The organism is Streptomyces glaucosporus (genome assembly GCF_039533345.1).
GTDB lineage: Bacteria > Actinomycetota > Actinomycetes > Streptomycetales > Streptomycetaceae > Streptomyces > Streptomyces glaucosporus.
The window spans coordinates 312,651-335,997 of the sequence record NZ_BAAATJ010000002.1; the positions used below are offsets into that span (position 1 = coordinate 312,651).

Here is a 23,347-nt window from a genome sequence, read left to right on the forward strand (position 1 = left end):
TCTCCGCGCGCCGCACACGGACGGGGTGCGGCGCGCGGTCGCCGTCAGCCCGCCTTGCGCCGGAAGTTCCGCTTCCGGCCGGCCTCGCGGCGCATTCCGCCGACCTTCGAGCGGCTCTCCTCGTGCGCCCGGCGCTCCTGTCCTGTCTGCTTCTTGCGCTCCAGCGCCTCTCTGAACTTCTGCTTGAGGTCGTTCTCGTTCTCGTTCTCGTTCTCGGCCTCGAACTCGGTCTCGGTCTCGGAACCGGCCTGGTTCTCCTGCATGGGACCTCCCGGGGGGATGAAGGGGCTGCACCGGTCAGCCTCACACAGAAGGGGGCCGGCCCGCGAGGCCGTTTCGACCACCGCGCCGGTCCGGCTCCGCGGAAAGCCCCGGGGCCGCCCGCGCGGTCGCGGACGGCCCCGGGGTCCGGAGGAGGGACCGGTGACCGGTCAGCGGAGGCAGACGTTGGGCCGGGGCGGGAGGCTCATGCCCTGGCCGGTCGGCAGTCGTCAACCGTGATCACCACATCTACCACTGTCGAGTGGCGCTCCGTGAAGGGCGCGCTGCCCGCACCCGCCGGAATATAGCTTCTGTGCTATGAGCTGGGGTACCGTTGAGCTCGAGCCCGAGGTCGCCTCATGGCTGGAGCATCTGGACGACAAGCGCTGGGCGCAGGCCCTGATGCACCTCGACCTTCTGGAGGAGAGAGGCGTCCACCTGGGGGAGCCGTACACGCGGCAGCTGGACGGCAAACTGCGGGAGTTGCGGTTCTACTGTGGAGGGCAGCGGGTCCGCATCACCTACTGGATCGCTCCCGGACGGCGGATCGTCATGCTCACCGTGTTCCCCAAGACACGGATGAGGGAGTTCCTCGAGGTGGAGCGTGCGAGGCAGGCCCTCAAGCAGTGCCAGGAAGAGGCGCACACCGTGGAGGAGGAGCTGTGACCGACACGAGCGGACGTACCGGTCTTGCCCAGGCCCGCGCGGCGCGACCGGTCAGCGCCGAGATCGAACGGGAGTACGCGGCGGCGCGGCTCCGGTTCGAGCTGGGCGAGAAGGTGCGCAGCCGCCGCCTGGAACTCGGGTTGTCGCAGAGCGAGGTGGGACGCCGCGCCCGGATGACGCAGTCGGCGATCGCCCGTTTCGAGGCGGGGGGCACGGTCCCCACGCTGCCCGTGCTGGCACGGCTCGCCGAGGCCCTGGCCCTGGACCTGCGCGTGGACCTCACCCCGCACGCCGAGAGCGCGTAGGGCCGGTTGCCGGTCCGGCTCCGCGGAAAGCCCCGGGGCCGCCCGCGCGGTCGCGGACGGCCCCGGGGTCCGGAGGAGGGACCGGTGACCGGTCAGCGGAGGTAGACGTTGGGCCGGGGCGGGAGGCTCATGCCCTGGCCGAGGAAGAAGCTCGGGTGCGGCGGCTGGTTGTAGGCGGTGTTCTGCCAGGCCAGCGCCACCCGGTACTGCGCGTCGTGCAGCAGTGTGTGCAGCTTCAGGTCCGTCGGGATCGTGGTGGCGTAGATGCGCAGCGCCGAGTTGTCGCTGTGCCGCCAGATCACTTCCTCCCGCCAGTCGCCGAACAGGTCGCCGGAGAGGACGGGCGTGGACTTGGTGCCGTTGCTGGAGGCCACGCCGCTGCCGGTCAGCAGCCGGGTCTCACCGCTGGTTCCGTACTTGTCGATCCGGGTGCCGTCGAGGAGTTCGCGGACCGGGTCGCCGTCCCACCAGGCGAGGAAGTTGGCCGAGGACGGGTTGCGTCCGACGTTGCCGCCCGACGCGTCGCGGAGCTGGGTCATGTTGGGGCCCGAGCCCCAGAACTCGGCGCCGGGGTTGCCGGCGTGGATGTCGGCGGCCACGCCGCGCCCCGGACCCTCGGAGCCGCTGGTCGGGGTGCGGTGGATGACCTGGCCGGTGCGGGCGTCGTGGAGGTCGGAGCCGGGCTGGTTGCCGGACTCGTGGATGGTGAAGACCTCCAGGCCCTGACGGCTGGGCACGAAATCGCCGACGTGGAGGGCGTCGCCGTGGCCGAAGCCGGTGGCGTACATCAGGGTGCCGTTGTCGTCGACGGTGGCCGAACCGTAGACGATCTCCTGGCGGCCGTCGGCGTCCACGTCCGCGATGGAGAGCTGGTGGTTGCCCTGCCCGGCGGCGGCGCCGTTGCCGGAGGCGTTGGAGTCGAACAGCCAGCGCCGGGTGAGCTGCCCGTCGCGGAAGTCCCAGGCGGCGATGGTGGCGCGGGTGTAGTAGCCGCGGGCCATGATCAGCGAGGGCCGGGTGCCGTCGAGGTAGGCGGTGCCGGCGAGGAAGCGGTCGACGCGGTTGCCGTAGGAGTCGCCCCAGGAGGAGACGTTGCCGCGCCCCGGTTCGTAGTCGACGGTGTCCAGCGCGGCGCCGGTGCGCCCGTCGAACATGGTGAGGTACTCGGGGCCGGTGAGGATGTACCCGCTGGAGTTGCGGTGGTCCGCGGAGGCGTTGCCGATGTAGGCGCCGCGGCCGTCGCGGGTGGCGTCGGCGGTCTTCATGGCGACCTCGGCCCGTCCGTCGCCGTCGTAGTCGTAGACCTGGAACTGGGTGTAGTGCGCTCCGGCGCGGATGTTGCGGCCCAGGTCGATGCGCCACAGCCGCTGGCCGCTGAGCTCGTAGGCGTCGATGTAGACGTTGCCGGTGGTGCCGGACTGGGAGTTGTCCTTGGCGTTGTCCGGGTCCCACTTGAGGACGAGTTCGAGCTGCCCGTCGCCGTCCAGGTCGCCGGGGCCGGCCTCGACGGCCGTGTAGCCGGAGCCGGGCGGGGAGACGGGGACGTCCAGGTGGTTGCCGCCGGTGAAGCGCAGGGAGGCCCCGGAGGCGGCCTGCTCGGCGCCGTCGACCACGGCGCGGACGGTGTAGGAGGCGTCGGCGGGGGCGCCGGCGTCCAGGTAGTTGGTGGACCCGGTGATCGGCGAGGAGTTGACCTTCGTTCCGCCCCGGTAGAGGTTGAACGCGACATCGCGGCTCTCGGTGCCCAGCAGCCGCCAGGACACCAGGTTCCCGGAGCCCGAGCGGACCGAGATCAGGCCGCGGTCGACCTTCTCCATCTGCACGGCGTTCCCGGCGGGCGGCTCCCCGGAGCCTCCGTCGCCGGCCACCTTCACCAGGCTCCACTGCTGGTTGGCGCCGCCGTTGTCGGTGTACTGGGAGATCCGGGCGCCGTCGGCGGTGGACCGCTCCCACACGTCCAGGGCCTTGCCGCTGTGGCGGTTGATCAGCCGGATGTGGCCGCCGTCGGAGTCGGCCACGCGGAACTGCTGGTTGGCGCCGCCGTTGTCGGTGTACTGCACGACGTCGGCGCCGTCGGCGGTGGACCGGGCCTCCACGTCCAGCACCTTGCCGCTGTGCCGGGCCACGATCTTGTAGTGGCCGCCGCCGGCGTCGGCGAAGCGGAACTGCTGGTGGGGGACGTCGCGCGGGGTGCGCTGGACGAGGGCGGCGCCGTTGGCGGTGGACCCTCCGTCGATCTCCAGGGCCTTGCCGCTGTGCCGGGACACCAGCTGGTAGTGGGCGGAGGTGTCGATCACGGCGGCGTCGGCCTCCTGCCGCGGCAGGACGACCAGGGAGACGGCGGCCAGCAGGACGGTCAGCGCGGCCGCGCAGAGCCCGCGCGGACCGGGCGCCCCGCGGCGCGGTCTGCGGGCTCTCTTCGTGCTGTGAGCGGGCATGGCGGCTCCTTGTAGGGGGGTGGTCCGCGCTCCCGGGGTGGGGGAAGAGCCTGAGTGAAACGATTCATAATCGTGCCGAGGCGTGCCCTGTGGCGGCACGGGGGCGTGGGAGCGCTTCCGGGACCATAGGGGCAGCCAAGGGCGCACGGCAAGGGCCGTACACGGAACGGCAGTTCGGCTCCCCGGCCCCGGGGAACGGGGAGCCGGACACCGGATCAGCCCGCCGAGGGGCCCGTCCAGCCGCTCGGCACGTGCCCCAGCCGCACCCGCTGCGGGTGGTCGCCGACGGGCACGGACGCCACCTTCCGGCCGGTGGCGAAGTCGATCGCGGTGACCCGGTCGGAGCCGCTCTCGGAGACCACGCAGTGCCGGCCGTCGCCGCTGACGGTCGCCCAGTACGGCTTGGAGACCGTCACCAGCGGGCCCTCCTGGAGCGTCCCGCGGTCCACGACGGTGGCGTAGTCGTCCATCGTCCCGGCGACGCACAGCTTGGTGCCCTGCGGGTTCATCGACATCCCGTGGTGGCGCGAGTCGTTGACCCAGTCGGTGCGGTCCTCGCTCGTCTCCGGGTTCTTCGGCAGCTCCTTCAGCCGCGTGATCCTGTCGGCGGCCACGTCGTACTCCAGGAAGCCGTTGAAGAACGACACCTGGAAGTAGAGCGTGGACTCGTCGGGCGTGAAGGCGACGGGCCGCACCGAGTCCGACAGGTCCTTGCGGCCGAAGGCGTCCAGCCGCTGCCTCATGTCGATGACCTTCACCTGCTCGAAGGTCTCCGCGTCGGCGACCGTGATGCGCCGGTCGCCCTTCGTCCAGTCCAGCCAGGGGGCGTCCAGGTCGTTGTTGACCTCGCCGATGGACATGTTCCAGATGCGCCGGCCGCCGTCGGTGAAGACGTTCTCGTGCGGCTTGTCGCCCGTCTTGAACGAGCCCAGCTCCCTGCCCGTGACGATGTCCAGGACGTGGACGGTGTTGGACGTCGAGGCCGAGACGGCGACCCTCTTCCCGTCCGGGGAGACGGCCATGTGGTCCGAGCGGAAACCGGACACGGGGAAGCGCCAGTTGACCTTCCCCGTGGCGAGGTCGATCGAGACCACGTCGGCGAAGCTGGGGCGGGAGACGACCACGGCCGAGCCGTCCGGGGTGGAGTACATGTCGTCGACGTACTGGTCGTGGCCCTCGCCGACGGTCTCGCGGATGCCCAGGTAGAAGGCGAGCTTCAGGGGGTTGAGGTAGATCTCCCGCAGCCGCTCGGCCTTGTCGGGGACGACGTCGACACGGCCCACCCTGGCGTAGTCGCCGCGGGACTCGATGACGTCCGCGGTGCCGTCCCAGTTGTTGCCGACGAACAGCACCTCTCTCAGCCCGCTCGCCCCCGCCTCCGCGGGGGTGGCCGCCGACGCGGGCACCGCGGCCGAGGCGGCCAGCACGAGGGCGGCGGCGCAGCCGGCGAGCCGCCGGGAACGGCGGCGGCGCGGGGAGGGGCGGTGGGGTGACGTCGTTGTCGTCATGGCGCGCTCCCTGATCGGACGGACAGGTGGAGTTACCGGGGGTAACTTAGCGGCCGCGCGGGCGGCCGACCAGATGCGCGGCAAGCCGAAATCCGTTGCGGGGAAAGGCGTCCGGCCGGTCCAATGCCCCCCATGACCCCTTCCGACGGGAACGACGGCCGCACCGACCACACCCCCCTGAACCGGCGCTACTGGGACGAGGAGGCCGCCGCCTCCCACGGTCCGCTCGCCCGGGCCCACTGGTCGCGCACCGAACCGGCCTGGGGCCTGTGGTCCACCCCCGAGTCCGAACTCTCCCTCCTCCCCGGCGACCTGGCCGGGAAGCGCGTGATCGAACTGGGCTGCGGCACCGCCTACGTCTCCGCCTGGCTCGCGCGGGCCGGCGCCCGCCCCGTCGGCGTCGACCTCTCCGAGCGGCAGCTCGCCACCGCCCGCGCCATGCAGGAGGAGTTCGGCCTCGACTTCCCCCTCCTCCTCGCCGACGCCGAACGAGTCCCCTGCGCCGACGGCTCGTTCGACCTGGCCGTCAGCGAGTACGGAGCCTCCCTGTGGTGCGACCCGCGCCGCTGGATCCCGGAGGCCGCGCGGCTCCTGGCCCCCGGCGGACGGCTGGTGTTCATGCGGTACTCGCCCCTGTTCGCGCTCTGCGCCTCCCCGGAAGGGCAGGCGACCGCGGCCCTGCGGCGCCCGCACTTCGGCGGCCTGGGCCGCCTGGCGCGGGGGGAGCGCGTGGAGTTCGTGCTGCCGCACGGCGAGATGATCCGCGTCCTGCGCGACGCCGGCTTCACCGTCGAGGACCTGGTCGAGATCCGGGCGCCCCACCCCGCGCACCGCGACTACCCCGAGGTGTCCGCCGCCTGGGCGCGCGACTGGCCCTGCGAGGAGGTCTGGAAGGCCCGCCTGGACGGCTGAGACCCCGCCGGACCAACCGGCTCGGGCGGGGTTCGCACCCCGGCGGGGCCGGCCCCGTCCGCTCCCCCGGCGCGGCCGTGCCGCGAAACGTCCGGCTCCCCGCGTCCGGTCTCCGTAGGATCGGTCCGCTGCGAGCACCGGAGGGGAGCCATGCGGGAGCGTCGGGGGCGGAGGGGCGGGCTGCGCGCCCTGTCGTCGGTGGGTGCGGGCGTGGCGGGCGCGGCCCTCCTGGTGGCCGTGGTGCTGTACCTGCCGGGGGCCGTGGTCGACCACGACCTGGCGGGCGCGCGCATCGCACCGAAGGACCGCCTCGGCGCGGTGAACGACGTCCGCACCACCCTGCTGCAGGCCGTCGCCGGTGTGGCGATCTTCCTGGGCGCGTACGTCACCTGGCGCCAGATGCGGGTCGGTCAGGAGGGGTTGAACGCCACCCGCGAAGGGCAGGTCACCGACCGGTTCGGGCTGGCGGTGGAGCAGATCGGCAGCGACAGGCCCGAGGTGCGGATCGGGGGCCTCCACGCCCTGTGGCGGGTCGCGGACCACTCCGAGCGGGACCGTGAGGTCGTCATCTCCATCATGGCCGCCTTCCTGCGCACGCGCCTTCGGTGGCCGCCCACCGGGCCCGACGCTCCCGCGCCGGACGCGCCGGTCAACTCCGTACCGCCGCTGGAGACCCGGGCCCCGGACGCCCAGACGGCGCTGACCTGCATGGGCGTGCTGTGCGAGGGACGCGAGCCGGAGTGGCTCAACCTCATCGCCACCGACCTCAGGCGCGCCGACTGCGACGGACTGAACCTCCAGGGCGTCATCCTCGACCGGGCGTGCCTGGCGGCGGCGAGCGTCTTCGAGGTCGACCTGACGCGCGCCTCGCTGGCCGGGGCCGTGCTGCGGCAGGCCGAACTGGCGACATCGGTCCTCCGGTCCGCCCGCCTCGTCGACGCCGACCTGCGCGGTGCGCGGCTGGTCGAGGCCGACCTGGAGGGGGCCGACTTCACCGGCGCCGACCTGCGGGAGGCCGACCTGTGCCGGGCCCGTGCGCCCCGTGCCTCGTTCCACCGCGCGGACCTGCGGGAGGCCGACCTGCGCGGCGCGGATCTGCGCGGCGCGGACCTGCGAGAGGCCCGGCTGGAGGGGGCTCGGACGAACGCCCGCACGCGATGGCCCGAGGGCTTCGACGCGGCAGGCTCCGGCACCGTCCCGGACGACGCCCCGGAGTCTCCGACCAACCCCCTCTCCGGCTTCACCCTGCGGACGGACCTCCCGCCGCTGCGCTCCCACCCCTGACCCCGGTGGCCGGCGGCAGGCCGCGCGCCCCGTACTCGCCCCCATGAGCCCGCCGTCCCCGCTCCGTGCCCACCGGTTCCGGGACCGGCGCCACACGAAGTACGACTTCCTCGACCCGATCCTCGCCGTGTGCCCGGGCTGCGCAGGGGACGCCCGCGTCACCGGGATCCCGCACGAGCCCGGCCACCCCCTCTACCCGGCGCTCGCCCCGCGGCGGCTGGTCTGCCGCGCCTGCGCCCTGTCCCGGACGTGGCGGGGCCGGGGCCCGGACTTCCGCCGGGGCCCGGGCGGGACCGCGCGGGACCCGTACTTCGGCGCGCCGCTGCGGTTGCAGACCCGGACCCGCCACGGCCTGCTGTGGGCCTGCAACCCCGGACACCTCGACCTGGTCGAGCGGTACGTGCGGGCGTCGCTGCGCGAGAGGGCCCACTGGTACGACATCGGCACGAGGAGGGCGCCGGTGGCCTCCCTGCCCGTGTGGATCAAGCGCGGGAGGAACCGCGACGAGGTGCTGCGCGCCGTCGAGCGCGTCCGCGCCCTGGCGCCGGCGTCCTGACGGGACGCCACCCGCGGGAAAACGGTTCGCCGACTGTCGGACCCACCGCCTAGGGTGATCCTCACGCGGGGGCGGCTCCGCGGCGTGCTTCCTTCTCCTCTTCTTTTGCAAAAAGATCCCGAGCGCGCCCACTTCCCGCCCCCGCGCCGCTTTCGCCGAGCGGCGTCCTTTCCGCTTCTCCACGGGGGTGTGCACATGGCCGTCACGCGTGCCGGCGACCGTACCGGCGTCACGACCGCCACGGCGGCGGACGACCTGGAAGGGCTGCTGCTGCGGCGCTTCTCCACGGTGTACGTCGCCGCGCCGGCGGACGGCGCACGCGTCGACCCCCGCGTGAACGCCGCCGGGCTGACCGCCCTGGAGGCCGACCTCGCCGCACGCGGACACGTCCTGACGGCACCGCTGCGCGCCGCGCTCGCCGCCCTGCCCCCGGCCGACCTGGCCGGACACGGCATCCGCCTGCTCGGCCGGATCGACGCCCTGCTGGGCGCCGACCGCGAGCACACCCCGCTGTTCCGCGGCTTCCCCGACTCCGTGCCGGACCACGCGCACAGCCTCTACAGCGAACGCATCCTGGCCTTCCTCCTCAGCCAGCCGCACCAGCCGTGCGTGTCCTGCGGCCGCACCGGCGACATCGGCGCGCTCGCGCCGTGCGCCCACCTGGTGTGCTCCGAGTGCCTGGAGCAGGCGGCCGGGGAGGAGGACGCCTGCACCTTCCCCTGCCCGGTGTGCGGCGCCGGGGTGGCCGACCCCGCGGACCCCTACCTGCGCCTGCCCGGGCCGCGCCGCCTGCGCCGCCTGTTCGGCCGCCGGAGGACGGCGGACGGACGGAAGGCCGAGAACAAGCGGAAGGCGGAGGACGAGCGGAAGGCCGAAGGCGGACGGAAGGCCGAGAACAAGCAGAAGGCCGAGGACGGGCGGAAGGCGGGGGCGCCGGACGACACGCCGCCGCTGCGGCCCCTGCGGCTGGGCGAGGGCGCCGGCCCGCGCCACGGGGCGGGCCTGGTGCTGGCCGGCCTGCTGGCCCGCCGCACCCCGCTGTCCCCGCAGGACCGCGAGGACCTGGCCGCCGTCCTGCCCCACGCCGACCCCGGCCTGGACTGGCTGCCGGAGGAGATCCCGGTGCGCGAGACCAAGGCCGCCGTCCTGGCCGCGCTGCTGGACCGCCCCGACACCGCACCGGCCGCGCAGGAGGCGCTGCGCACCCGCCTGGACACGGCCACCGACGTCCTGCGGCTGCTGTGGGCGCACTCCGGCGCCGAGCCGGACCTGCTGACGCCGCCGCGCCTGCGGTCGGTGCCTCGCCCGCTGCGCCGCGAACTCCTCGGCGTGCTCGACGCCCTGCCGCCGGAGACGGTGGCCGAGGACATGCTGCGCCGGCCCCAGGCGTGGAAGCGCGCGGGCGAGGTGCTCCACCCCTTCGAGCACCGGAACCGCTTCCCGCGCGCCGCGGTGGCGTTCGCCGCCGTGCGCGGCACCGACCTGGGACCGGAGGAGGCCGGCTGGCTGCTGGACGCCGCGGACGGCCTCGACGGGCGGGCGCGGCTGGTCGCGGGCCGTCCCGGCGGCGCCGTCCGCCTCGCGGTGCGGACGTTCGTCTCCGAGACCGAGGAACTGCTCGCCCGCGGGGACACCGCGGGCGCCACCGCGCTGCTGCTGCGCCGCCCCGGCGAGCTGGTGCGCCGTCTGCACCACCTGCTGCGCGTCCACAGCGTGTGGACGGGCGGCGACGGGCTCCCGCCGGGCCTGTCCGAAGGGCTCCCGGCCGCCCTGCGCCGGGTCGGCCCGGGCCCGCTGCTGAGCGCCTGGGGGAGGCTGCGCGTCCCGCACGAGGCGGGCGAGCGGCGGGTGTTCTTCCCGCGCGGCACGATCGCCCTGGCCCACGGCGCCGACGACCACGCCCCGCCCGTGCCGCGCGCCGCGGCCGAGGCGGTGTGCACGGCGCTGGAGGGCGAACTGCTGCGCCGCGCACGCGAGTCGGCGGGCGAACCGCGCGGGGTGTCCGTCCTCGACGCGGGACTGGCCGACCTGGTGGCGCCGTTCGCCGAGCGAACGACGGCCAGGGCGCTGGTCGCCGTGCCGCGCGGCAGCCGCCTGGCGCTGCCCGGCGGCGGGCGGCTGCGGCTGTTCCTCCACTGGATGCAGAACAAGGGGCAGCGCGTCGACCTGGACCTGTCGGTGGCGCTGTACGACGCCGAGTGGAACTTCGTCGGCCTGTGCGACTACACCCACCTCAACTTCGCCCGCCGCGCCGCCGTCCACTCGGGCGACCACACCTCCGCCCCGCCGCCGGACGGCGCGACGGAGTTCGTCGACCTGGACGTGGAGGCGCTGGAGGCGGCCGGGGCGCGGTACGCCGTGACGGTGGTGTTCAGCTACAACAACGTGCCGTTCGACGAGCTGGCCGACGCGTTCGCCGGTGTCATGCCCCTCCCCGGAGGGAAGGCGGGCGACCGGGGAAGGCAGTTCGACCCGAGGCTGGTCCGGCAGCGCTTCGACCTGGCCGGCTCCGCCCGGGTGTGCATGCCCATGGTCCTGGACCTGGCGGGACGCACAGCCCTGTGGACGGACACCAACCTGTCGGTCTCCGGCGGCCTCCACAACGTGTACCGCCACCGCGAGCGGCTGGGCCGGCTCGCCTCCGACCTGACCGTCCACTTCGCGCCCGGCGCCCGCGCCACCGTGTGGGACCTCGCCGTCCGCCTGGCCGCGGCCGGTTCGCCGGAGGTGTGGGTCCGCTCGGCCGACGGGCTCTCCCTGGCCCGCTACCGGCGCGGCGCGGAGGAGGACGCCGGCGCCTTCACCGCCCGCGTCGCGGAGGGGCGCGCCCACGACGACCTGCGCACCGGGGACGCGGAGGAGATCACCGAGGAGCTCGCCGGGGTCCTCTCCGGGGACGGCCGCTTCGCCGCGCTCGTCCACGGCGACCTCCCGGCCGAGTGGGGCAGCGGCGAGCTGTACCGCCTCTTCCCCGGCCCGCTGGACGCCGGCACCGGGCCGGACGTCCGCCTCCTCACCGCCGGCGACCTCCTCGCCCGGTTCGCCCCGGCGGCGGGCTGACGCCCGCGCGTCCGGGGGGTCAGCCCGCCGCCGCGTGTGCGATGTCCACGACGATCCTGTTCTCCACCGCGGTCACGCGGAAGCCCGGCCGGCCGTCGCCGCGGCGGGCGTCGACGCCGATGCCGAAGCGGACGTCGCCCTCGAAGTAGCTGACGAACGCCAGATCCCGGACGGTGGGGGTGGTCGTGTCCCCGGTGTCGAACTCCTTCTGCGGATCCTCCGGCCGGGCCCGGGAGAAGACGAGCATCAGCCGGTGCTCGCCCTCGACGGGGATCTCCTCCCCGGAACCGTCCTGGTGCAGCGCGGCCACGTACTCGGCGACGTACGCGGGGGCGCCTCCCCGGAAGTCGAAGACGACCCGGTCGTAGGCGCCGTGGGCGCCCACCCGGACCCCCGTCAGCACCGCCAGCTCGGTCTCGTCCGCCCCCCGGCCCTTCCCCGACTTCCGGGAGGCGCTCCGGGGGGCGTCGTCCGCCGCCCCCTCCCCGCCCTCGGACGGCGGTGCGGAACTCCGGGACGCGGAGGGGGCCGGGGCGGTGCTCCCTCCGGTCGCGTCCGGGGCGGGTGAGGCGGTTCCACCGGGCCGGCCGGCGCTCCGGGACTCCCCCGCAGTCGGGGCGGGGCTCCCGGCGTCCCCCCCGCCCCCTCCCCCGCAGGCCGGCACCGCGGCGAGGACGGACAGCAGGGCGATCACGGTCATGCTGCGGCGACGTTTCACTGCGTGCTCCTGGACGTAGGCGACCGGATGCGGGAGGACACCGGGTGCTCCGAGCGAACGGCGGTCCGCGCTCCTTGGAACACGGGTTCCCGGAATCGCGCCCGCACTCACACGGCGTCGAACGGACGGACCACCTCCGTGACCACGGCCTCCCCGCGCGCGCCCCGGGAGTGCCCCCCGCCCGGAGCGGACACCCTTTCCGGAAAGAGGCGCGGAAGGACGAGCGGAAGGACGTACGGGAGACGCGCGGAGGACGGCGGGAGCGACGGGGAACCGCGGAGGTTCCAGGAGGGCCCGGAGGAGCTGCGAAGGGAGAGGACGCCCATGGCCGACTGGCTGTTCATCGTGAGGCCCGGGGACGCGGCGGGGGACGGCGGCCCCTCCGTCAAGGAGCGCTACCTCGGGTTCGCCGAGACGTCCCCCCGGCGGAACTGGTGCCTGTCGCGCCGGCGCCGCATGGCGGCCGGGGACCGCCTGTGGGTGTACTTCGCCTCCCCCGTGCGCGAGGTCGCCGCGATGGCCGAGATCGACGGCGAGCCCCGCGAAGCGCCTGGCAACCCCTGGCAGCCGTGGACGTTCCCCGCCACACTGGACGCCGGGGCGACGCGCAACCTCTGCCGGAACCCGGTCCCGCTCCACGCGCTGTCCAACCGCCGCCCCCAGGGCGTCACCCGGGTGAGGGACGAGGACCTGCCCCTCCTGCTGCGGCACGCGGGCCTGTGACCGCCGGCCGCCGGCCGGTCGTCCCTCCACCGATAGGGTCCCTCCTGTCCGGATTGCGTACGAGTGAGGGCAGGGCGATGGCGGTCGCGATCGACAAGGTGGCGTGGGTGCGGATCGAGAACGGGAAGGTGCTGTGCGCCCGTTCCCGCGGGAAGGACACCTGCTACCTCCCCGGCGGCAAGCGGGAGGAGGGCGAGAGCGACGTGCAGACCCTGGTCCGCGAGATCCGGGAGGAGCTGGACGTGGACCTCGTCCCGGAGACCGTCGAACTCCTGGGCGTCTACGAGGCCCAGGCCCACGGCCGCGCGGAGGGCACGGTGGTCCGCATGACCTGCTACACCGGCGACCACGAGGGCACACCGACCGCCTCCGCCGAGGTCGAGGAGGTCCTCTGGCTGACCCACACCGACCGCGACCGCGTCTCCCCGGCCACCCGGCTGGTCTTCGACGACCTCAAGGCGGCCGGGAAACTCCTCTGAGCCCCGGTCTCCCGGCCCCGGCACCGGGATGACATCCTCCTCACCCATGGCCAACTGGGCGGCGTTCGCCGTCGTCTCCGAGGACGGCGGCCACGACCTGTACGAGTCCCGGTCCGGGGCCGTCGGCATCGACCTGGACCTCCTCGCCGGGCCCGGCGCCGTCCTGCCGTTCGCCCGCTCCCACCCCGCCGCCGAGCACTGGCGCGACGACCTCCACTGCGAGGGCGGGGCGCTGATCGACCCGTACCGCGAAGTGCTGCTCTTCTTCGCGTGGGAGGGGCCGTCCGTCCGGATGCGCCACCGCGCGGCCTTCATGGAGCTGATGCGCCGCGCCTGGCCCGGCTGGCGGCTGCGCTGGGCGTACGGCGGCCCCGCCGAGCTCCGCTCCCACCCGGGCCCGGCCCCGGCCCCGGAGGTCCCCGGCGGCCGGAACCCCGATGTGTACCCCGGCCCGGCCATCGGCCCGGACGACGAGGACCTGGCGGACGACGACCCGCTCGTCTGCGCCGTCACCGTCGGCACGGGCCGCTGCCACGCGATCACCGACCTCGGCGACCACCCGGTCGCCGAGGGCCCCGGCCTCCTCGGCCGCCTCGCGTCCGCGCCCCGCCACCGCGCCTGCCGGTGGGCCGCCGAGTCGGGCATCCACATCGACCCGGAACGCCGCCGGGTGGGCTGGTGGCTCCTCGACGTCCAGGCCGGGGCGTACGCCATGGCCGAACGCTGGCCCGGCTGGACGGTCGAGTTCTGGGAGGACCGCTGGGAGGAGCACGTCCGCGCGTCCGGCGGCCTCTTCGCCCCGCCGCCGGCCGACCGCGGCCGGGCCCTGGCCGAGGTCCGCGAGGAGGCCCTGCGGCGTCTGCCCGGCCGGAGCGGCACGGCGGGAACCGTCCTCTGAACGGGCCCGGGCGGGGACTGCCCGCTCACCGCCCCGGGACCGCGTCGGAACCTGCCCGCGTCGGAACCTGCCCGTGTCAGAACCTGCCCGTGTCAGAACTTGCCCGTGTGGTGGGCGGTGCGATGCCCCAGCCACCTGCCGAACTCCGCGCGGAAGCCGTCGTCGAGCGGCGGCCAGTTCCAGAACTCGAACGCGAGCGCCCCGAGGGCGAAGTCCTCCCCGAAGTCCCACTCGGCGACCGGCACCGACACCCCGCAGGCGGGGCAGGGGACGCTTCCCCCGCCCGTCCTCCGCCAGACGGCGACGGCCTCCTCGAAAGGCCGCCAGACCTCGTCGTCCGGCTCGGGAACCTCCGGGTAGTCGATGACCACCGTCCTCGTGCCGCACCGCGGACAGGTCACCGCCTCCGCCGCGTACTCGCCCTGGCCCGCGATGTGGTCGCGCCGCCCGAGGACCACCGCCACCGGGCCGGGCGCCCACCCCGCCTCCGCGCCACCGTGGACGGCCCGGCCCCAGCCGGGGCCCGGCAGGTACCCCTCGTCCGCACCCGCGCTGTACACCCCCTCACGGGACCTCTCACGGATGAGCACCCCTTCGGCGACCAGCCGGCCGACCATCCGCTCCGCGAGCGGACCGGCCTCCTCCTCCGTCGCCTCCAGGTCCACGATCCGCTCGAAGAAGTCGCCCATCGCCTCTCCCCTCACCCGCGTCCGGCCGTCGGCCCCCACTGTGCCACCGGCCACCGACGGCGGGCGGCGGTCACGGGGCGGGCCGGTCCTCGACGACCACCACCGGTTCCGACCCGTACCCGTCCAGCTCGCGGGCCACCCAGCTCTCCCCCGGCCTGACCTGGTGGAAGCGGAAGGTGCCGCCCGTCTCGTTCACCCCGATGACGCAGCAGGTGGGCGGCCGGTCCGGCAGCGCGCGGGCGAGCGTGCGGACCGTACGGGACAGCGCGAGGCCCTGCCGCAGCATCAAGAGCCGCCCTGCCGGGCCGACGTGGGGCGCGCCCTCGTCGTCCACCTCGACGGGCACGTCCGGGTGGTCGTCGAGGTGCCAGCAGTTCCGCTGCGCCTCGTGGTCGGTCAGTGAGGTCCACGGCGGAAGGCTCGGCACACGGAAGGAGACGCCCGGTACGTGGAGGGCTCCCCGGTCGTCCCGGGCGAGGCCGCGGGCGGCGATGAGGCGGCCCAGCTCTCCCGGGTCCGCCTCGGCGAAACCCCGTTCGGCGAGGACTCGCGCGGCGGCGTCGTTGCAGCGGATCGTGAGCACCGGATCAGCAGGCGTCGTACCACCACTCGCCGTCCTCGCGGGACCACTGCTGCCACTCGTGGTCGAACCGGGGCTCGTCGCCCACCCCGTAGGTCACGTACGCCGTCTGCCCGGAGAACTCGCCGACCCTGTACCGCTCCAGCTCGTACCGGATGCCGTCCACGTTCGCGTCCTTCGCCCGCTTCAGCCCCTCGGCGAACACCGCCTCGCTGATCTCCTCCTTGCAGCGGGCGGAGATCAGCGCGTACCCGGCGTCGGCGTCCGGCGCGAAGTAGGCGTCGACGTACGCGCCTACCCTCTCCCGCAGCGCGGCGGCGTCCCCGGGGCCCATCGTGGGGGGCTTCCACGAGGCGTGCGGGGAGCCGGTGGGCCTCCCTCCGTCCGGTCCGGCGTCGTCCGTACCGCCACCGCCGCAGGCGGCGGTGGCGAGGAGGACGGTGACGGTGAGCGCGACGGCGGTGCCGCGTGGGCGCATGGTTTCCCCCGGTGGTCGTGGCCAAAGGCCATCATGCCCCGCACTCCGCCCGGACGCCTCGCCCTCCGGCCGGCGGCTCCGGGGCCGCGTCCGCTGCCGCCCGCCGGGCCGAAACGGCCGTCCCGCTCACCGGCCGCCGGACCCTGCCGAGTACGGCCGGACCGCCCGTGGATGTCAGAAGCCCCGGACCGATCATGGTCCGGGGCTTCGTCCCTGCTCGTGCGTGGAGCCGCCTGTCGGGCTCGAACCGACGACCTTCGCTTTACAAGAGCATCAAGGGCGACTGATCTACCAGCGCTGAACCCTTCACATGCCGGTTGACCTGCGAGTTTGGCATCCCGCCATCTCTCGTGTCATCCCGGCTTATCCCGCTCTCATGTGTACGGCATGTGTACGAGAACGGGGCGGCGCCGCCCGGTGGTAGCACACCGAAACGGCGCCTACGGCCGGACCCCTTCCACTCAAGGAGTCCGAACCATGAAGCACACGGTACCCATCCCGGGCGCCCGCACCAGCAGCACACCCGCCGACGTTCCCGCCTTCCTCGACCGCCAGGGCGGCGCCGCCATCACCGCCCCCGGGCAGGCCGCCGCGCTGCTCGCCGCGTACCTCTACCGCGACGAGGACGCCGACACCTGGACGACGGTCGCCGTCTACAGCGACGGACTGAGCGGCGCCGAGCTGGACGTCGCCGCCGTCGACGAGCTGCTCGCCAGCATCGAGGCGTTCGTGCCGCGCCTGCGCGCCATGCGGGCCGCCCTCGCCGAGGCCGAGGGAGCGGGCCGATGAGCGACCAGACCAGGCCCGCCGACCAGGGCGCCGCCGCCCGCGCGCTGGCCGAACAGACCCGCCGCAACATGGAGTCCGCGAAGGCCGCCGCCGCGGCGGCCGAAGCCGCCCGCCGGGCCGCTGCCCAGCAGAGCGGGGGTGCCCGATGAGCCACCGCATCCCGGACGGCCCGGTCCGCGACCTGCTCGCGGCCGTGCTGGAAGCCATCGACATCCCGTACCCGGCCACCGTCGGCGACTCCGAGCAGTACGGCGAGGTGCTCGCCGAACGCGTCATGCACACCGCGGTTGCGCTGCGGAACGTCCTCGACGACCGGCCGCTGAGCGAAGTCGAGTGGGAGACCGCCTACCTGCGCGAGCGGCTCGCCGAGCACCCGCCGACCGGCTACCGGCACGCCGGCGCCAAGGGCGGTGAGGGCCGGTGAACCGCTTCTCGAAGGTGCTGCTCGTCGTCGGCCTGGTCGCCGTCGTCGCGATGGCGTTCCGCGTCTCCTGGAACGCGCTGAAGGACGTCGCCGCGGCGGTGGGCGCCGACGCCACGGCCGCGCTGCTCTACCCGTTCGTGGTGGACGGGCTGATGGCGCTCGCCCTGGTGGCCGCCCTGGTGCTGCCCGAGCCCGACCGGCGGTTCGCGCTGCGCGTCCTCGGGGCGTACACCGCGGCGTCGCTGGTGCTCAACTACGTGCACGGCCTGGTGCCCTCGCTGCACGGGGCCGAGGGCATGGTGCGGATGGCGGACTGGGCGCCGGCGCACTGGGTGCTGGTGCTGCTGGCCACGTCGCTGCCGGTCGGCTCGATCTTCTTCGGGTCGGATCTGGTGGCGAAGGTGCTGCACCATCCGGCGGTGCGCCGGGCGCCCGAGCCGGTCGACCAGGCGCCCGCCGACGAGCCCGAGGTGACCACCGAGGTGGCCGTCGACCGGGCCGACGAGGAGCCCGCACAGGAGCGGCAGACCTACACGTTCGACGACTGGAACCAGCGGTGGGTGCCGTCCGACCGCAAGCCCGAGGAGCGGCCCGAGGTGGTCATGCCGCCGGTCGCCGCGCTGGAGTTCCGGCCCATCGTGTGGCCGCCCGAGACGACCGCCGACGTGCCCGCCCCGGTGACCGCTTCGGTGGCCGCCGAGGAGCACCGCCAGGTGGTCACCGAGGTGGTCACCCTCACCCCCGCCGAACTGCGGAAACAGGCCCGGAAGCTGCACCGGGAGGTGGTCAGGTCGACCGGCCGCCCGGTGACCATCGACCGGCTGCGCGAGGAGTTCGGACTGTCCCGCCGCGAGGCCACCGAGCTGCGCCGGGAGATCGTGAAGGAGAACCGGTCATGAGCGAGATCGAGAAGGCCGCCCAGGACGCGGTGGAGGCCGCCCGGCAGTCCGACCAGTACGCGCTGGTGCTGGCCGCCATGCAGGCCGCCCAGGCACAGCAGACGTGCCGGCACCAGGCGCCCGCCCCGGTGCGGCAGTCCGGTAGCGCCGGGAAGTGGGTCGCGGCCGGGGTCGGCGGGTCCGTCTTCCTGCTCGCCGTCGCCGTCTCCGCGGTGGCGGTGGCCGTCTCCGCCGTCGCCCTGACCGTCTGTCTGCTGGTGCTGCGGTCGGTCTGGCAGGACATCCAGCGGGAGCGCGAGGAACGGCGCGGCTGACGGTTCCCTGTCCGGCCCGTGCCACCACGGGCGGGCCGGGCGGGGAGCCGGGACAGCCCCGGCCCACCGACACGAGAGGACCCCACCATGGGCATCTTCCGCAGCCCCGCCGCCGCCGCGCGCGCCGCCGCCAACGTCGTCGACCACGCCGCCGCCACTCTCGGCAGGCCCGACGCCACCGACGAGGAGAAGACCCGCGCCGTCCTCGACGCCCGCGCCGTCGTCGCCCAGGCCCAGCGCGAGGGCGCCACCGACGACGACATCACCGCCGCCCGCAACCGCGGCTGACCACAGCGGAGAGAAGCCACCCCCCATGCGCGACTACTCCCACTTCAACCCCGGCACCGCGGCGGCCTTCGAACGGTCGGATGCCGCCCACCGCAACGGCGACCACGCCGAAGCCGCCCGCGAGTTCGCCCACGGCCTGGCCCTCGCCTCGCCCGAGGAGCGGCAGCGGATCGAAGCCGCGGTACGCCGCACCACCCGCTGACCAGGAAGGACACCGCATGGTCGAGGAGACCAACGACCAGCCACGCAGCACGTGCAAGCAGTGCCACCGCCCGTTCGACCCCACCGACAAGCGATGGGACGGCCGCGCCGAATACGGCGACTCCGGCGCCTGCCGTAGCTGCGTCGACCGCTGCCACGAATCGACCGACGCATTCCACATCTGCGCCGTCTGCACGGCGCCCAACTGACCAGGAAGGAGCCCCATCTCATGGCCCATGAGCCGAGGCTGACCGCCGCCGAGAAGGCCCGGGTGACGGTGCTGGTCGCGCGGATGTGCAAGCGGAACATCGCCGGCGACGCCGTCGACCTGTCCGACCTTCAGCGCAAGGTCGACCGGATCCTCGACGGCGCCCGCGCCCGCGAGGAGAAGGCCGCGAAGCAGCGGCCGTAGCAACGCCCCGGGGCGGCCGTCGAGCCTGCCAGCCAACCGGCCGCCCCGGGCCCCTGACGGCCCACAGGACCCCAGGAAGGACCATCATGACCGACGCCACGATCACCCCGCCGGCCGCCGTCAACGGCCACGCCCAACCGAAGGTGTCCCTGCTCAAGTTCGACACCGACGCCGAGCGCGCCGCCCAGGCCGAGGAACGCCCGACGGTGGAGGCCGTCGACCGGCCCGACAACCCGCTCGCCGACTGGCTGACCGTGCCCGACGCGCCGCTGCTGCCGGTGTGGGCCCGGTCCTGGCAGTCGCTCACCGCGAACGCGACCGCGCTCGGGCGGCTGTGCGCCTGGCACACCGGCTACCACGCGCTGCGCCTGCCCAAGTACGCCTTCCGCCTCGCCTACCTGGCCACCAAGGGCGCATGGCGCGGCACCCGCGGCCTGTGGCCGGTGCTGTCCGCCGCCGACCGCACCGCCGCCGTCAAGGCCCTGCGCGCCCAGCTCAAGGACAAGCCCGAGGACGTCGACCTGGCGGTGCGGTACGCGCTGCTGCACCGGGAACGCACCCTCGCCCGCCGCTGGCGGTTCGGCGCCGCCGCCACCGCCGTGGCGCTCGCGGCGGCGGGCATCGCATGGGCCGACCCGCTGCTGCAAGCCGCCATGGCCGCCGCCGTGCTCGGCCCGCTCGCGCTCCTCGGGCGCGGCGACGACGCCCAGCTCCTCGACCACCCCACCCCGCCGCTGAAGGTGGACATGTCCGCCGCCCAGGTCAACGACGCGCTGCGCGCCGTCGGGCTGCTGAAGAACACCGCCCGGGGCGACGAGAAGCCGCCGACGGTGCACTGCGTGATGGGCCCGGTGCGCGACGGGCGCGGCTGGTCGGTCATCTTCGACCTGCCCCGCGGCGGGGGGAAGACGGCCGCCGACGTGCTGGCCAAGCGCACCGCCATCGCCGCCGAACTCGGGGTCGACGAGATCCAGGTGATTCTCTCCCGGGTGCGCGCCTCGGGCGGCGGCCACGCCGGCCGGGTGTCCATGTGGGTGGCCGACGACGACCCGTACCTGCTGGACGGCCCGCCGGAGAACAACTCGCCGCTGCTGAAGCTGGAGCGGTTCTCCATCTGGGAGCCGATCCCGTTCGGCCGCGACGCCCGCGGCACCCGCATCAACGTGCCGGTGATGTGGCAGTCGCTGTTCTTCGGCGGCCTGCCCCGGCGCGGCAAGACCTTCACCCAACGGCTCATGACCGCGGCCGGGCTGCTGGACCCTTTCGTGCGGCACTACGTCGCCGACGGCAAGGGCGGCGCCGACTGGAAGCCGATGCGGGCCGTGGCACACCGCCTGGTCATGGGCGCCGAGGACGACGCCGTTGAGGCCCTCAAGGCCATGCTGAAGGAACTCCTCGCCGAGATGGAGCGCCGCTTCGTGCTGCTGCGCGAACTGCCGGTGTCCATCTGCCCCGAGGGCAAGCTGACGCCGGCGCTGGTGGAGAAGTACAACCTGCCGGTCATCTTCGTCACCATCGACGAGCTACAGGAGTACTTCACCGCCATGGACCGCGACGACCGGGAGCAGGTCATCAACGACCTGTGCCGCATCGCCCGGCGCGGCCCGGCCGCCGGGTTCATCTGCAACTTCGCCTCCCAGCGGCCGGACGCGGACAGCGTGCCGACCAAGCTGCGGGAGATCATCACCCTGCGGTACTGCACCCAGGTGGTCGACCAGACCTCTTCGGACATGGTGCTGGGCAAGGGCAAGGCCGCCCAGGGCGCGGACGCCTCGGTGCTCTCCGAGGAGCACAAGGGCACCGGGGTGCTGGTCACCGGCCCGGCGTCGTTCGTGACGGTGCTGGCCGACTTCATCGACGGCCCGGCGTTCGCCGAGCTGTGCCGGCGCGGCCGGGAGCTGCGCGTGCAGCACCAGCAGCTCACCGGGGACGCGGCTGGCGACGTGCAGGCCGCCGCCGACGAGGCCGGCTTCACCGTGCCCGCGGTCGTCTCCGACGTGCTGGAGGTCATGCAGCACACGCCGCGGATGCACACCGTCGACCTGCTCGCCCGGCTGGCCAACCTGGACGAGGACACCTACGGCGACTGGGACGCCGAGCGGCTGGCCGCCGAGCTGGAGGCCGCCGGCGTCACCCGCGACACCAAGCAGGTGAAGATCAACGGAGTGAACCGGTCCGGCTACCAGCGCCGCGACATCGAGGCCGCCGTGCCCGCCGAGATCCTCCTCGACCGGCGGCCGGTAGAGGGGGGACCCGCTACCGATCCCGCTACCTGACCCCCTCCGACCGCCCCGCTACCGAGGCCCCCGATGTAGCGGGGGCCCGCTACCGGAGTAGTGGGGCCGGTAGAGGCCCCTGACCTGCGCGGTAGTACCGGTAGGGGGGTGCAGAAGGCCCCCGCCCAGAACCGTCTGGGCGGGGGTTTCCTTGTCGCCATGGGTGCGTGGCGACTTGTGAACGCTAGGGTGCCGGCCATGGAGGCAGGAGACTGGGCAACCTGGATCGGATCGGCCGCCGCGATCATCGCCGCCGCATCCTCGGTTGCAGTGTGGTGGCGTGACCGTTCGTCAGTTGCTTGGGACCTGCGTGGCGAGAAGGGGAAGATCCCCTACGTCATCAACGTCGGGTCCGCTGACGCCCATCAGGTGCGCATACGAGCTGGCTCGGCTTCCGATCCGGCCGACGTCGACGCCGAGGCCCATGCCGATGTAGTGGCACCTGGAGAAGTGATTCGCATCCTGGCCCTGCCCGACATGGAGAGCCCCGAGGACTACGCGGTGATCGTGACGTGGCGCACCCGCTTCGGACGCTCCCAGACATGGACGCGCCTGATCGTGTGAGGCACCGAAGCCGCATCCCGGACCGACCGGGCGGGGCGTCTCGTCGTCTGCGACCCGGGGTGGGGGGTGACTCCCCCCTCCCCCCCGGTCTGCGCCCCGGGAGGTGCTGCGGCTGAGGTTCTGTACGGGTCTGGGGATTTCGGCGCCCGTGCCCTCTTGCCGCCCTTCGACGGCCCCGCAGGCGCTCGTTCACCGGGTGCCGAGAGTGATTCGACGTCGGTTTCGGCAGACGGGCACTGAGCGCGTCGGCGTGTCGCGCCGTCCGCGTCGGTCCTGGTCAGCGCGCCGTATCCGTGACACCAGCAGACGCGGAAGCGCCCCGCTCGCCGTGGTGGCGGGCGGGGCGCTCCGGTGTTCGGCTACGCCGCGGGCGGGTCGTCGAACGGGTTCGCCGCCCGGCGCCGGCCGCTGGTCACCTGCCGGTCGTCGAGCGGGTCGCGGTTGCCGTCGCCGTCGGCGGCCTCCCACTTCGCGAGCTGGGCGCGGGCAGCCCGGCCGCGCTCGCCGCCGCGCTGCGCGATGTGCGCGAGCCGGGCGCGGTTGGCGCGGGTGTCCTCCATGGCGGCGAACTCGTCGGCGTCCGTGTCGGTGGACAGTGGGCCGATGAGCTGCCGGTACAGCGCCTTCCCGTCGACGGGGCGCCGGCGCTTCCGCTGGTCGGTCATGCCTTCCTGCCTTCCTACTTGGCGGCCGTTGCCGCGTCCTGGTACTCGTTCCACTCCGATCCGTCGCCGCCCTTGACGCGCACCGGGCGCCTGAGCCGCTCGCCGGTGACCCTCTTTGCGGGCTTGCCGCCGCGCTGCCGGGCGTCGTCGCGCTGGTCGGCGTACGCCTTCCGCAGCTCGCCAAGAGTGGGCAGCCACAGCCGCACCCGCGGATGGGTGAGCACCCACAGGAACCACTCGCGGTCGTGCCGCACCTCGAACGGCTTGTGCGGGGAGAGCACCGGCCACGGCGGGACGGTCTTGCCGTCGCTGCGGCCGGGCTGCCACTCGGGCCACACCTCGGTGACGTTCGCGATCTCCGACCACACCGGGAACACCGCGGCGAAGTCGAGGTGCTCGCGCCCGATGGTGATGGCCGGGCCGGGGACCGAGGCCCGGGTGATCTTGTACTGCGCACTGCGGATGCTGGCGTACCGCCCGACGAGCTTGTTGAAGCCGGACCAGGCCGCGACCGCCTTCGGTCCGCGGTCGATGGCGCTCTGCGCGTCGTGCACGCCGCGCAGAGCGGCCGCCAGGGGCCGGGCGGTGTCGAGCAGCTCGTCGAGGACCGGGCGCAGGGCGCGCAGCGCGTCGTCGGCGCCGGCGCGCACGGCGAGTTCGCCCTTGTTCTTCAGCCGTGCCTCGGTGCCCTGGAGGACCAGCAGCTCAGCCTTCTGGAACTCCGCGGCCTGCTGTGCCTCCCACGCGCGGCGGCCGAGGTCGGCGGGCACCGGCTCGCCGGCGGTGAGCGCGTCGAGCACCTCCCGGCCGAGGTCGACAGGCGGGGCGCCGCCGCCGGAGCGGAGCGCGGTGATGCGCTGCTGTACGGCGTCGTTGGCGGCCTGGATGGTGCGGAACGCGGGGATGGCGTCGAGGGCTATGTCGAGCGGGTCGCGCTCGGTGCTGGTGTCGGTGGTCATG

At 74.2% G+C, this 23,347-nt stretch carries 29 protein-coding genes; 20 read left to right on the top strand and 9 right to left on the bottom strand.

What is annotated here, in order from left to right; all coding sequences use genetic code 11:
- Positions 1-44: 44 nt before the first annotated feature.
- A complete protein-coding gene (locus ABD358_RS03555) occupies positions 45-263 on the bottom strand; it encodes a DUF5302 domain-containing protein (protein ID WP_344629317.1) in 219 nt (72 codons plus the stop codon).
- A gap of 316 nt (positions 264-579) precedes the next feature.
- Here ABD358_RS03555 and ABD358_RS03560 point away from each other — a divergent pair, with 316 nt between their 5' ends.
- Together ABD358_RS03560 and ABD358_RS03565 are read left to right on the top strand one after the other, a co-directional pair.
- Positions 580-927: a type II toxin-antitoxin system RelE/ParE family toxin gene (locus ABD358_RS03560; RefSeq protein WP_344629318.1), complete on the top strand. Its 348-nt coding sequence runs from the start codon at positions 580-582 to the stop codon at positions 925-927.
- Positions 924-1,232: a helix-turn-helix domain-containing protein gene (locus tag ABD358_RS03565; RefSeq protein WP_344629319.1), complete on the top strand. Its 309-nt coding sequence runs from the start codon at positions 924-926 to the stop codon at positions 1,230-1,232. Before ABD358_RS03560 ends, ABD358_RS03565 begins: the two co-directional genes overlap by 4 nt.
- Positions 1,233-1,324: 92 nt before the next feature.
- Here ABD358_RS03565 and ABD358_RS03570 read toward each other — a convergent pair whose 3' ends face one another.
- Entirely contained in the window at positions 1,325-3,670 is a 2,346-nt protein-coding gene (locus tag ABD358_RS03570; RefSeq protein ID WP_344629320.1) for a rhamnogalacturonan lyase family protein, read from the bottom strand.
- 215 nt (positions 3,671-3,885) lie between these two features.
- Entirely contained in the window at positions 3,886-5,178 is a 1,293-nt protein-coding gene (locus tag ABD358_RS03575; protein ID WP_344629321.1) for a YncE family protein, read from the bottom strand.
- A 132-nt stretch (positions 5,179-5,310) separates the two neighbouring features.
- On the opposite strand from ABD358_RS03575, the gene ABD358_RS03580 reads away from it, so the two are divergent.
- From ABD358_RS03580 to ABD358_RS03595, 4 genes are all read left to right on the top strand, one after another.
- Complete coding sequence (locus tag ABD358_RS03580) at positions 5,311-6,090, top strand: class I SAM-dependent methyltransferase (protein ID WP_344629322.1); 780 nt, start codon at positions 5,311-5,313, stop codon at positions 6,088-6,090.
- Positions 6,091-6,240: 150 nt separating this feature from the next.
- Positions 6,241-7,374 carry a pentapeptide repeat-containing protein gene (locus tag ABD358_RS03585; RefSeq protein WP_344629323.1) on the top strand — a complete coding sequence of 378 codons (1,134 nt, stop codon included), beginning with the start codon at positions 6,241-6,243 and terminating at the stop codon, positions 7,372-7,374.
- A gap of 43 nt (positions 7,375-7,417) precedes the next feature.
- Positions 7,418-7,930, top strand: a complete 513-nt coding sequence (locus tag ABD358_RS03590; protein ID WP_344629324.1) for a hypothetical protein — start codon at positions 7,418-7,420, stop codon at positions 7,928-7,930.
- A gap of 195 nt (positions 7,931-8,125) precedes the next feature.
- On the top strand, positions 8,126-10,990 hold the full coding sequence (locus tag ABD358_RS03595; RefSeq protein WP_344629325.1) for an MXAN_6230/SCO0854 family RING domain-containing protein: 2,865 nt from the start codon (positions 8,126-8,128) through the stop codon (positions 10,988-10,990).
- Positions 10,991-11,009: 19 nt separating this feature from the next.
- On the opposite strand, the gene ABD358_RS03600 is transcribed toward ABD358_RS03595, so the two are convergent.
- A complete protein-coding gene (locus tag ABD358_RS03600) occupies positions 11,010-11,708 on the bottom strand; it encodes an AMIN-like domain-containing (lipo)protein (RefSeq protein WP_344629326.1) in 699 nt (232 codons plus the stop codon).
- Positions 11,709-12,032: 324 nt separating this feature from the next.
- Between ABD358_RS03600 and ABD358_RS03605 the strand changes: the two genes are divergently transcribed.
- The 3 genes from ABD358_RS03605 to ABD358_RS03615 all read left to right on the top strand — a co-directional run bounded on the left by ABD358_RS03605 (position 12,033) and on the right by ABD358_RS03615 (position 13,808).
- On the top strand, positions 12,033-12,431 hold the full coding sequence (locus ABD358_RS03605) for a hypothetical protein (RefSeq protein ID WP_344629327.1): 399 nt from the start codon (positions 12,033-12,035) through the stop codon (positions 12,429-12,431).
- A 77-nt stretch (positions 12,432-12,508) separates the two neighbouring features.
- On the top strand, positions 12,509-12,910 hold the full coding sequence (locus tag ABD358_RS03610; RefSeq protein WP_344629328.1) for an NUDIX hydrolase: 402 nt from the start codon (positions 12,509-12,511) through the stop codon (positions 12,908-12,910).
- 46 nt (positions 12,911-12,956) lie between these two features.
- Positions 12,957-13,808, top strand: coding sequence for a hypothetical protein (locus ABD358_RS03615; RefSeq protein ID WP_344629329.1), 852 nt, complete (start codon positions 12,957-12,959; stop codon positions 13,806-13,808).
- A gap of 92 nt (positions 13,809-13,900) precedes the next feature.
- Here ABD358_RS03615 and ABD358_RS03620 read toward each other — a convergent pair whose 3' ends face one another.
- The 3 genes from ABD358_RS03620 to ABD358_RS03630 form a co-directional block, all read right to left on the bottom strand.
- Complete coding sequence (locus ABD358_RS03620; protein ID WP_344629330.1) at positions 13,901-14,497, bottom strand: hypothetical protein; 597 nt, start codon at positions 14,495-14,497, stop codon at positions 13,901-13,903.
- A gap of 70 nt (positions 14,498-14,567) precedes the next feature.
- The gene (locus tag ABD358_RS03625) at positions 14,568-15,080 is read right to left on the bottom strand and encodes a hypothetical protein (protein WP_344629331.1); all 513 of its coding nucleotides are present in this window, start codon (positions 15,078-15,080) and stop codon (positions 14,568-14,570) included.
- A gap of 4 nt (positions 15,081-15,084) precedes the next feature.
- Entirely contained in the window at positions 15,085-15,555 is a 471-nt protein-coding gene (locus ABD358_RS03630; RefSeq protein ID WP_344629332.1) for a hypothetical protein, read from the bottom strand.
- Between the two features lie 477 nt (positions 15,556-16,032).
- On the opposite strand from ABD358_RS03630, the gene ABD358_RS03635 reads away from it, so the two are divergent.
- The 11 genes from ABD358_RS03635 to ABD358_RS03685 all read left to right on the top strand — a co-directional run bounded on the left by ABD358_RS03635 (position 16,033) and on the right by ABD358_RS03685 (position 21,722).
- On the top strand, positions 16,033-16,344 hold the full coding sequence (locus tag ABD358_RS03635; RefSeq protein ID WP_344629333.1) for a hypothetical protein: 312 nt from the start codon (positions 16,033-16,035) through the stop codon (positions 16,342-16,344).
- Positions 16,341-16,493: a hypothetical protein gene (locus ABD358_RS03640; protein WP_344629334.1), complete on the top strand. Its 153-nt coding sequence runs from the start codon at positions 16,341-16,343 to the stop codon at positions 16,491-16,493. Before ABD358_RS03635 ends, ABD358_RS03640 begins: the two co-directional genes overlap by 4 nt.
- Positions 16,490-16,768 (top strand): hypothetical protein, encoded by a 279-nt coding sequence (locus ABD358_RS03645; RefSeq protein WP_344629335.1) that lies wholly within the window; start codon positions 16,490-16,492, stop codon positions 16,766-16,768. Before ABD358_RS03640 ends, ABD358_RS03645 begins: the two co-directional genes overlap by 4 nt.
- Positions 16,765-17,667, top strand: coding sequence for a DUF2637 domain-containing protein (locus ABD358_RS03650; RefSeq protein WP_344629336.1), 903 nt, complete (start codon positions 16,765-16,767; stop codon positions 17,665-17,667). The genes ABD358_RS03645 and ABD358_RS03650 overlap by 4 nt, the downstream gene beginning before the upstream one ends.
- Positions 17,664-17,981 (top strand): hypothetical protein, encoded by a 318-nt coding sequence (locus ABD358_RS03655; RefSeq protein ID WP_344629337.1) that lies wholly within the window; start codon positions 17,664-17,666, stop codon positions 17,979-17,981. Before ABD358_RS03650 ends, ABD358_RS03655 begins: the two co-directional genes overlap by 4 nt.
- Before the next feature lie 87 nt (positions 17,982-18,068).
- Positions 18,069-18,269, top strand: a complete 201-nt coding sequence (locus tag ABD358_RS03660) for a hypothetical protein (RefSeq protein ID WP_344629338.1) — start codon at positions 18,069-18,071, stop codon at positions 18,267-18,269.
- 25 nt (positions 18,270-18,294) lie between these two features.
- A complete protein-coding gene (locus ABD358_RS03665) occupies positions 18,295-18,471 on the top strand; it encodes a hypothetical protein (RefSeq protein WP_344629339.1) in 177 nt (58 codons plus the stop codon).
- A 16-nt stretch (positions 18,472-18,487) separates the two neighbouring features.
- Positions 18,488-18,679, top strand: a complete 192-nt coding sequence (locus tag ABD358_RS03670; RefSeq protein WP_344629340.1) for a hypothetical protein — start codon at positions 18,488-18,490, stop codon at positions 18,677-18,679.
- A gap of 20 nt (positions 18,680-18,699) precedes the next feature.
- Entirely contained in the window at positions 18,700-18,882 is a 183-nt protein-coding gene (locus ABD358_RS03675) for a DUF6257 family protein (RefSeq protein ID WP_344629341.1), read from the top strand.
- An 86-nt stretch (positions 18,883-18,968) separates the two neighbouring features.
- Positions 18,969-21,158, top strand: a complete 2,190-nt coding sequence (locus ABD358_RS03680) for an FtsK/SpoIIIE domain-containing protein (protein WP_344629342.1) — start codon at positions 18,969-18,971, stop codon at positions 21,156-21,158.
- A 198-nt stretch (positions 21,159-21,356) separates the two neighbouring features.
- Positions 21,357-21,722, top strand: coding sequence for a hypothetical protein (locus ABD358_RS03685; RefSeq protein WP_344629343.1), 366 nt, complete (start codon positions 21,357-21,359; stop codon positions 21,720-21,722).
- Between the two features lie 359 nt (positions 21,723-22,081).
- Here ABD358_RS03685 and ABD358_RS03690 read toward each other — a convergent pair whose 3' ends face one another.
- On the bottom strand, positions 22,082-22,387 hold the full coding sequence (locus ABD358_RS03690; protein ID WP_344629344.1) for a hypothetical protein: 306 nt from the start codon (positions 22,385-22,387) through the stop codon (positions 22,082-22,084).
- A gap of 14 nt (positions 22,388-22,401) precedes the next feature.
- Positions 22,402-23,346, bottom strand: coding sequence for a hypothetical protein (locus ABD358_RS03695; RefSeq protein WP_344629345.1), 945 nt, complete (start codon positions 23,344-23,346; stop codon positions 22,402-22,404).
- Between the last annotated feature and the right edge of the window lies 1 nt (position 23,347).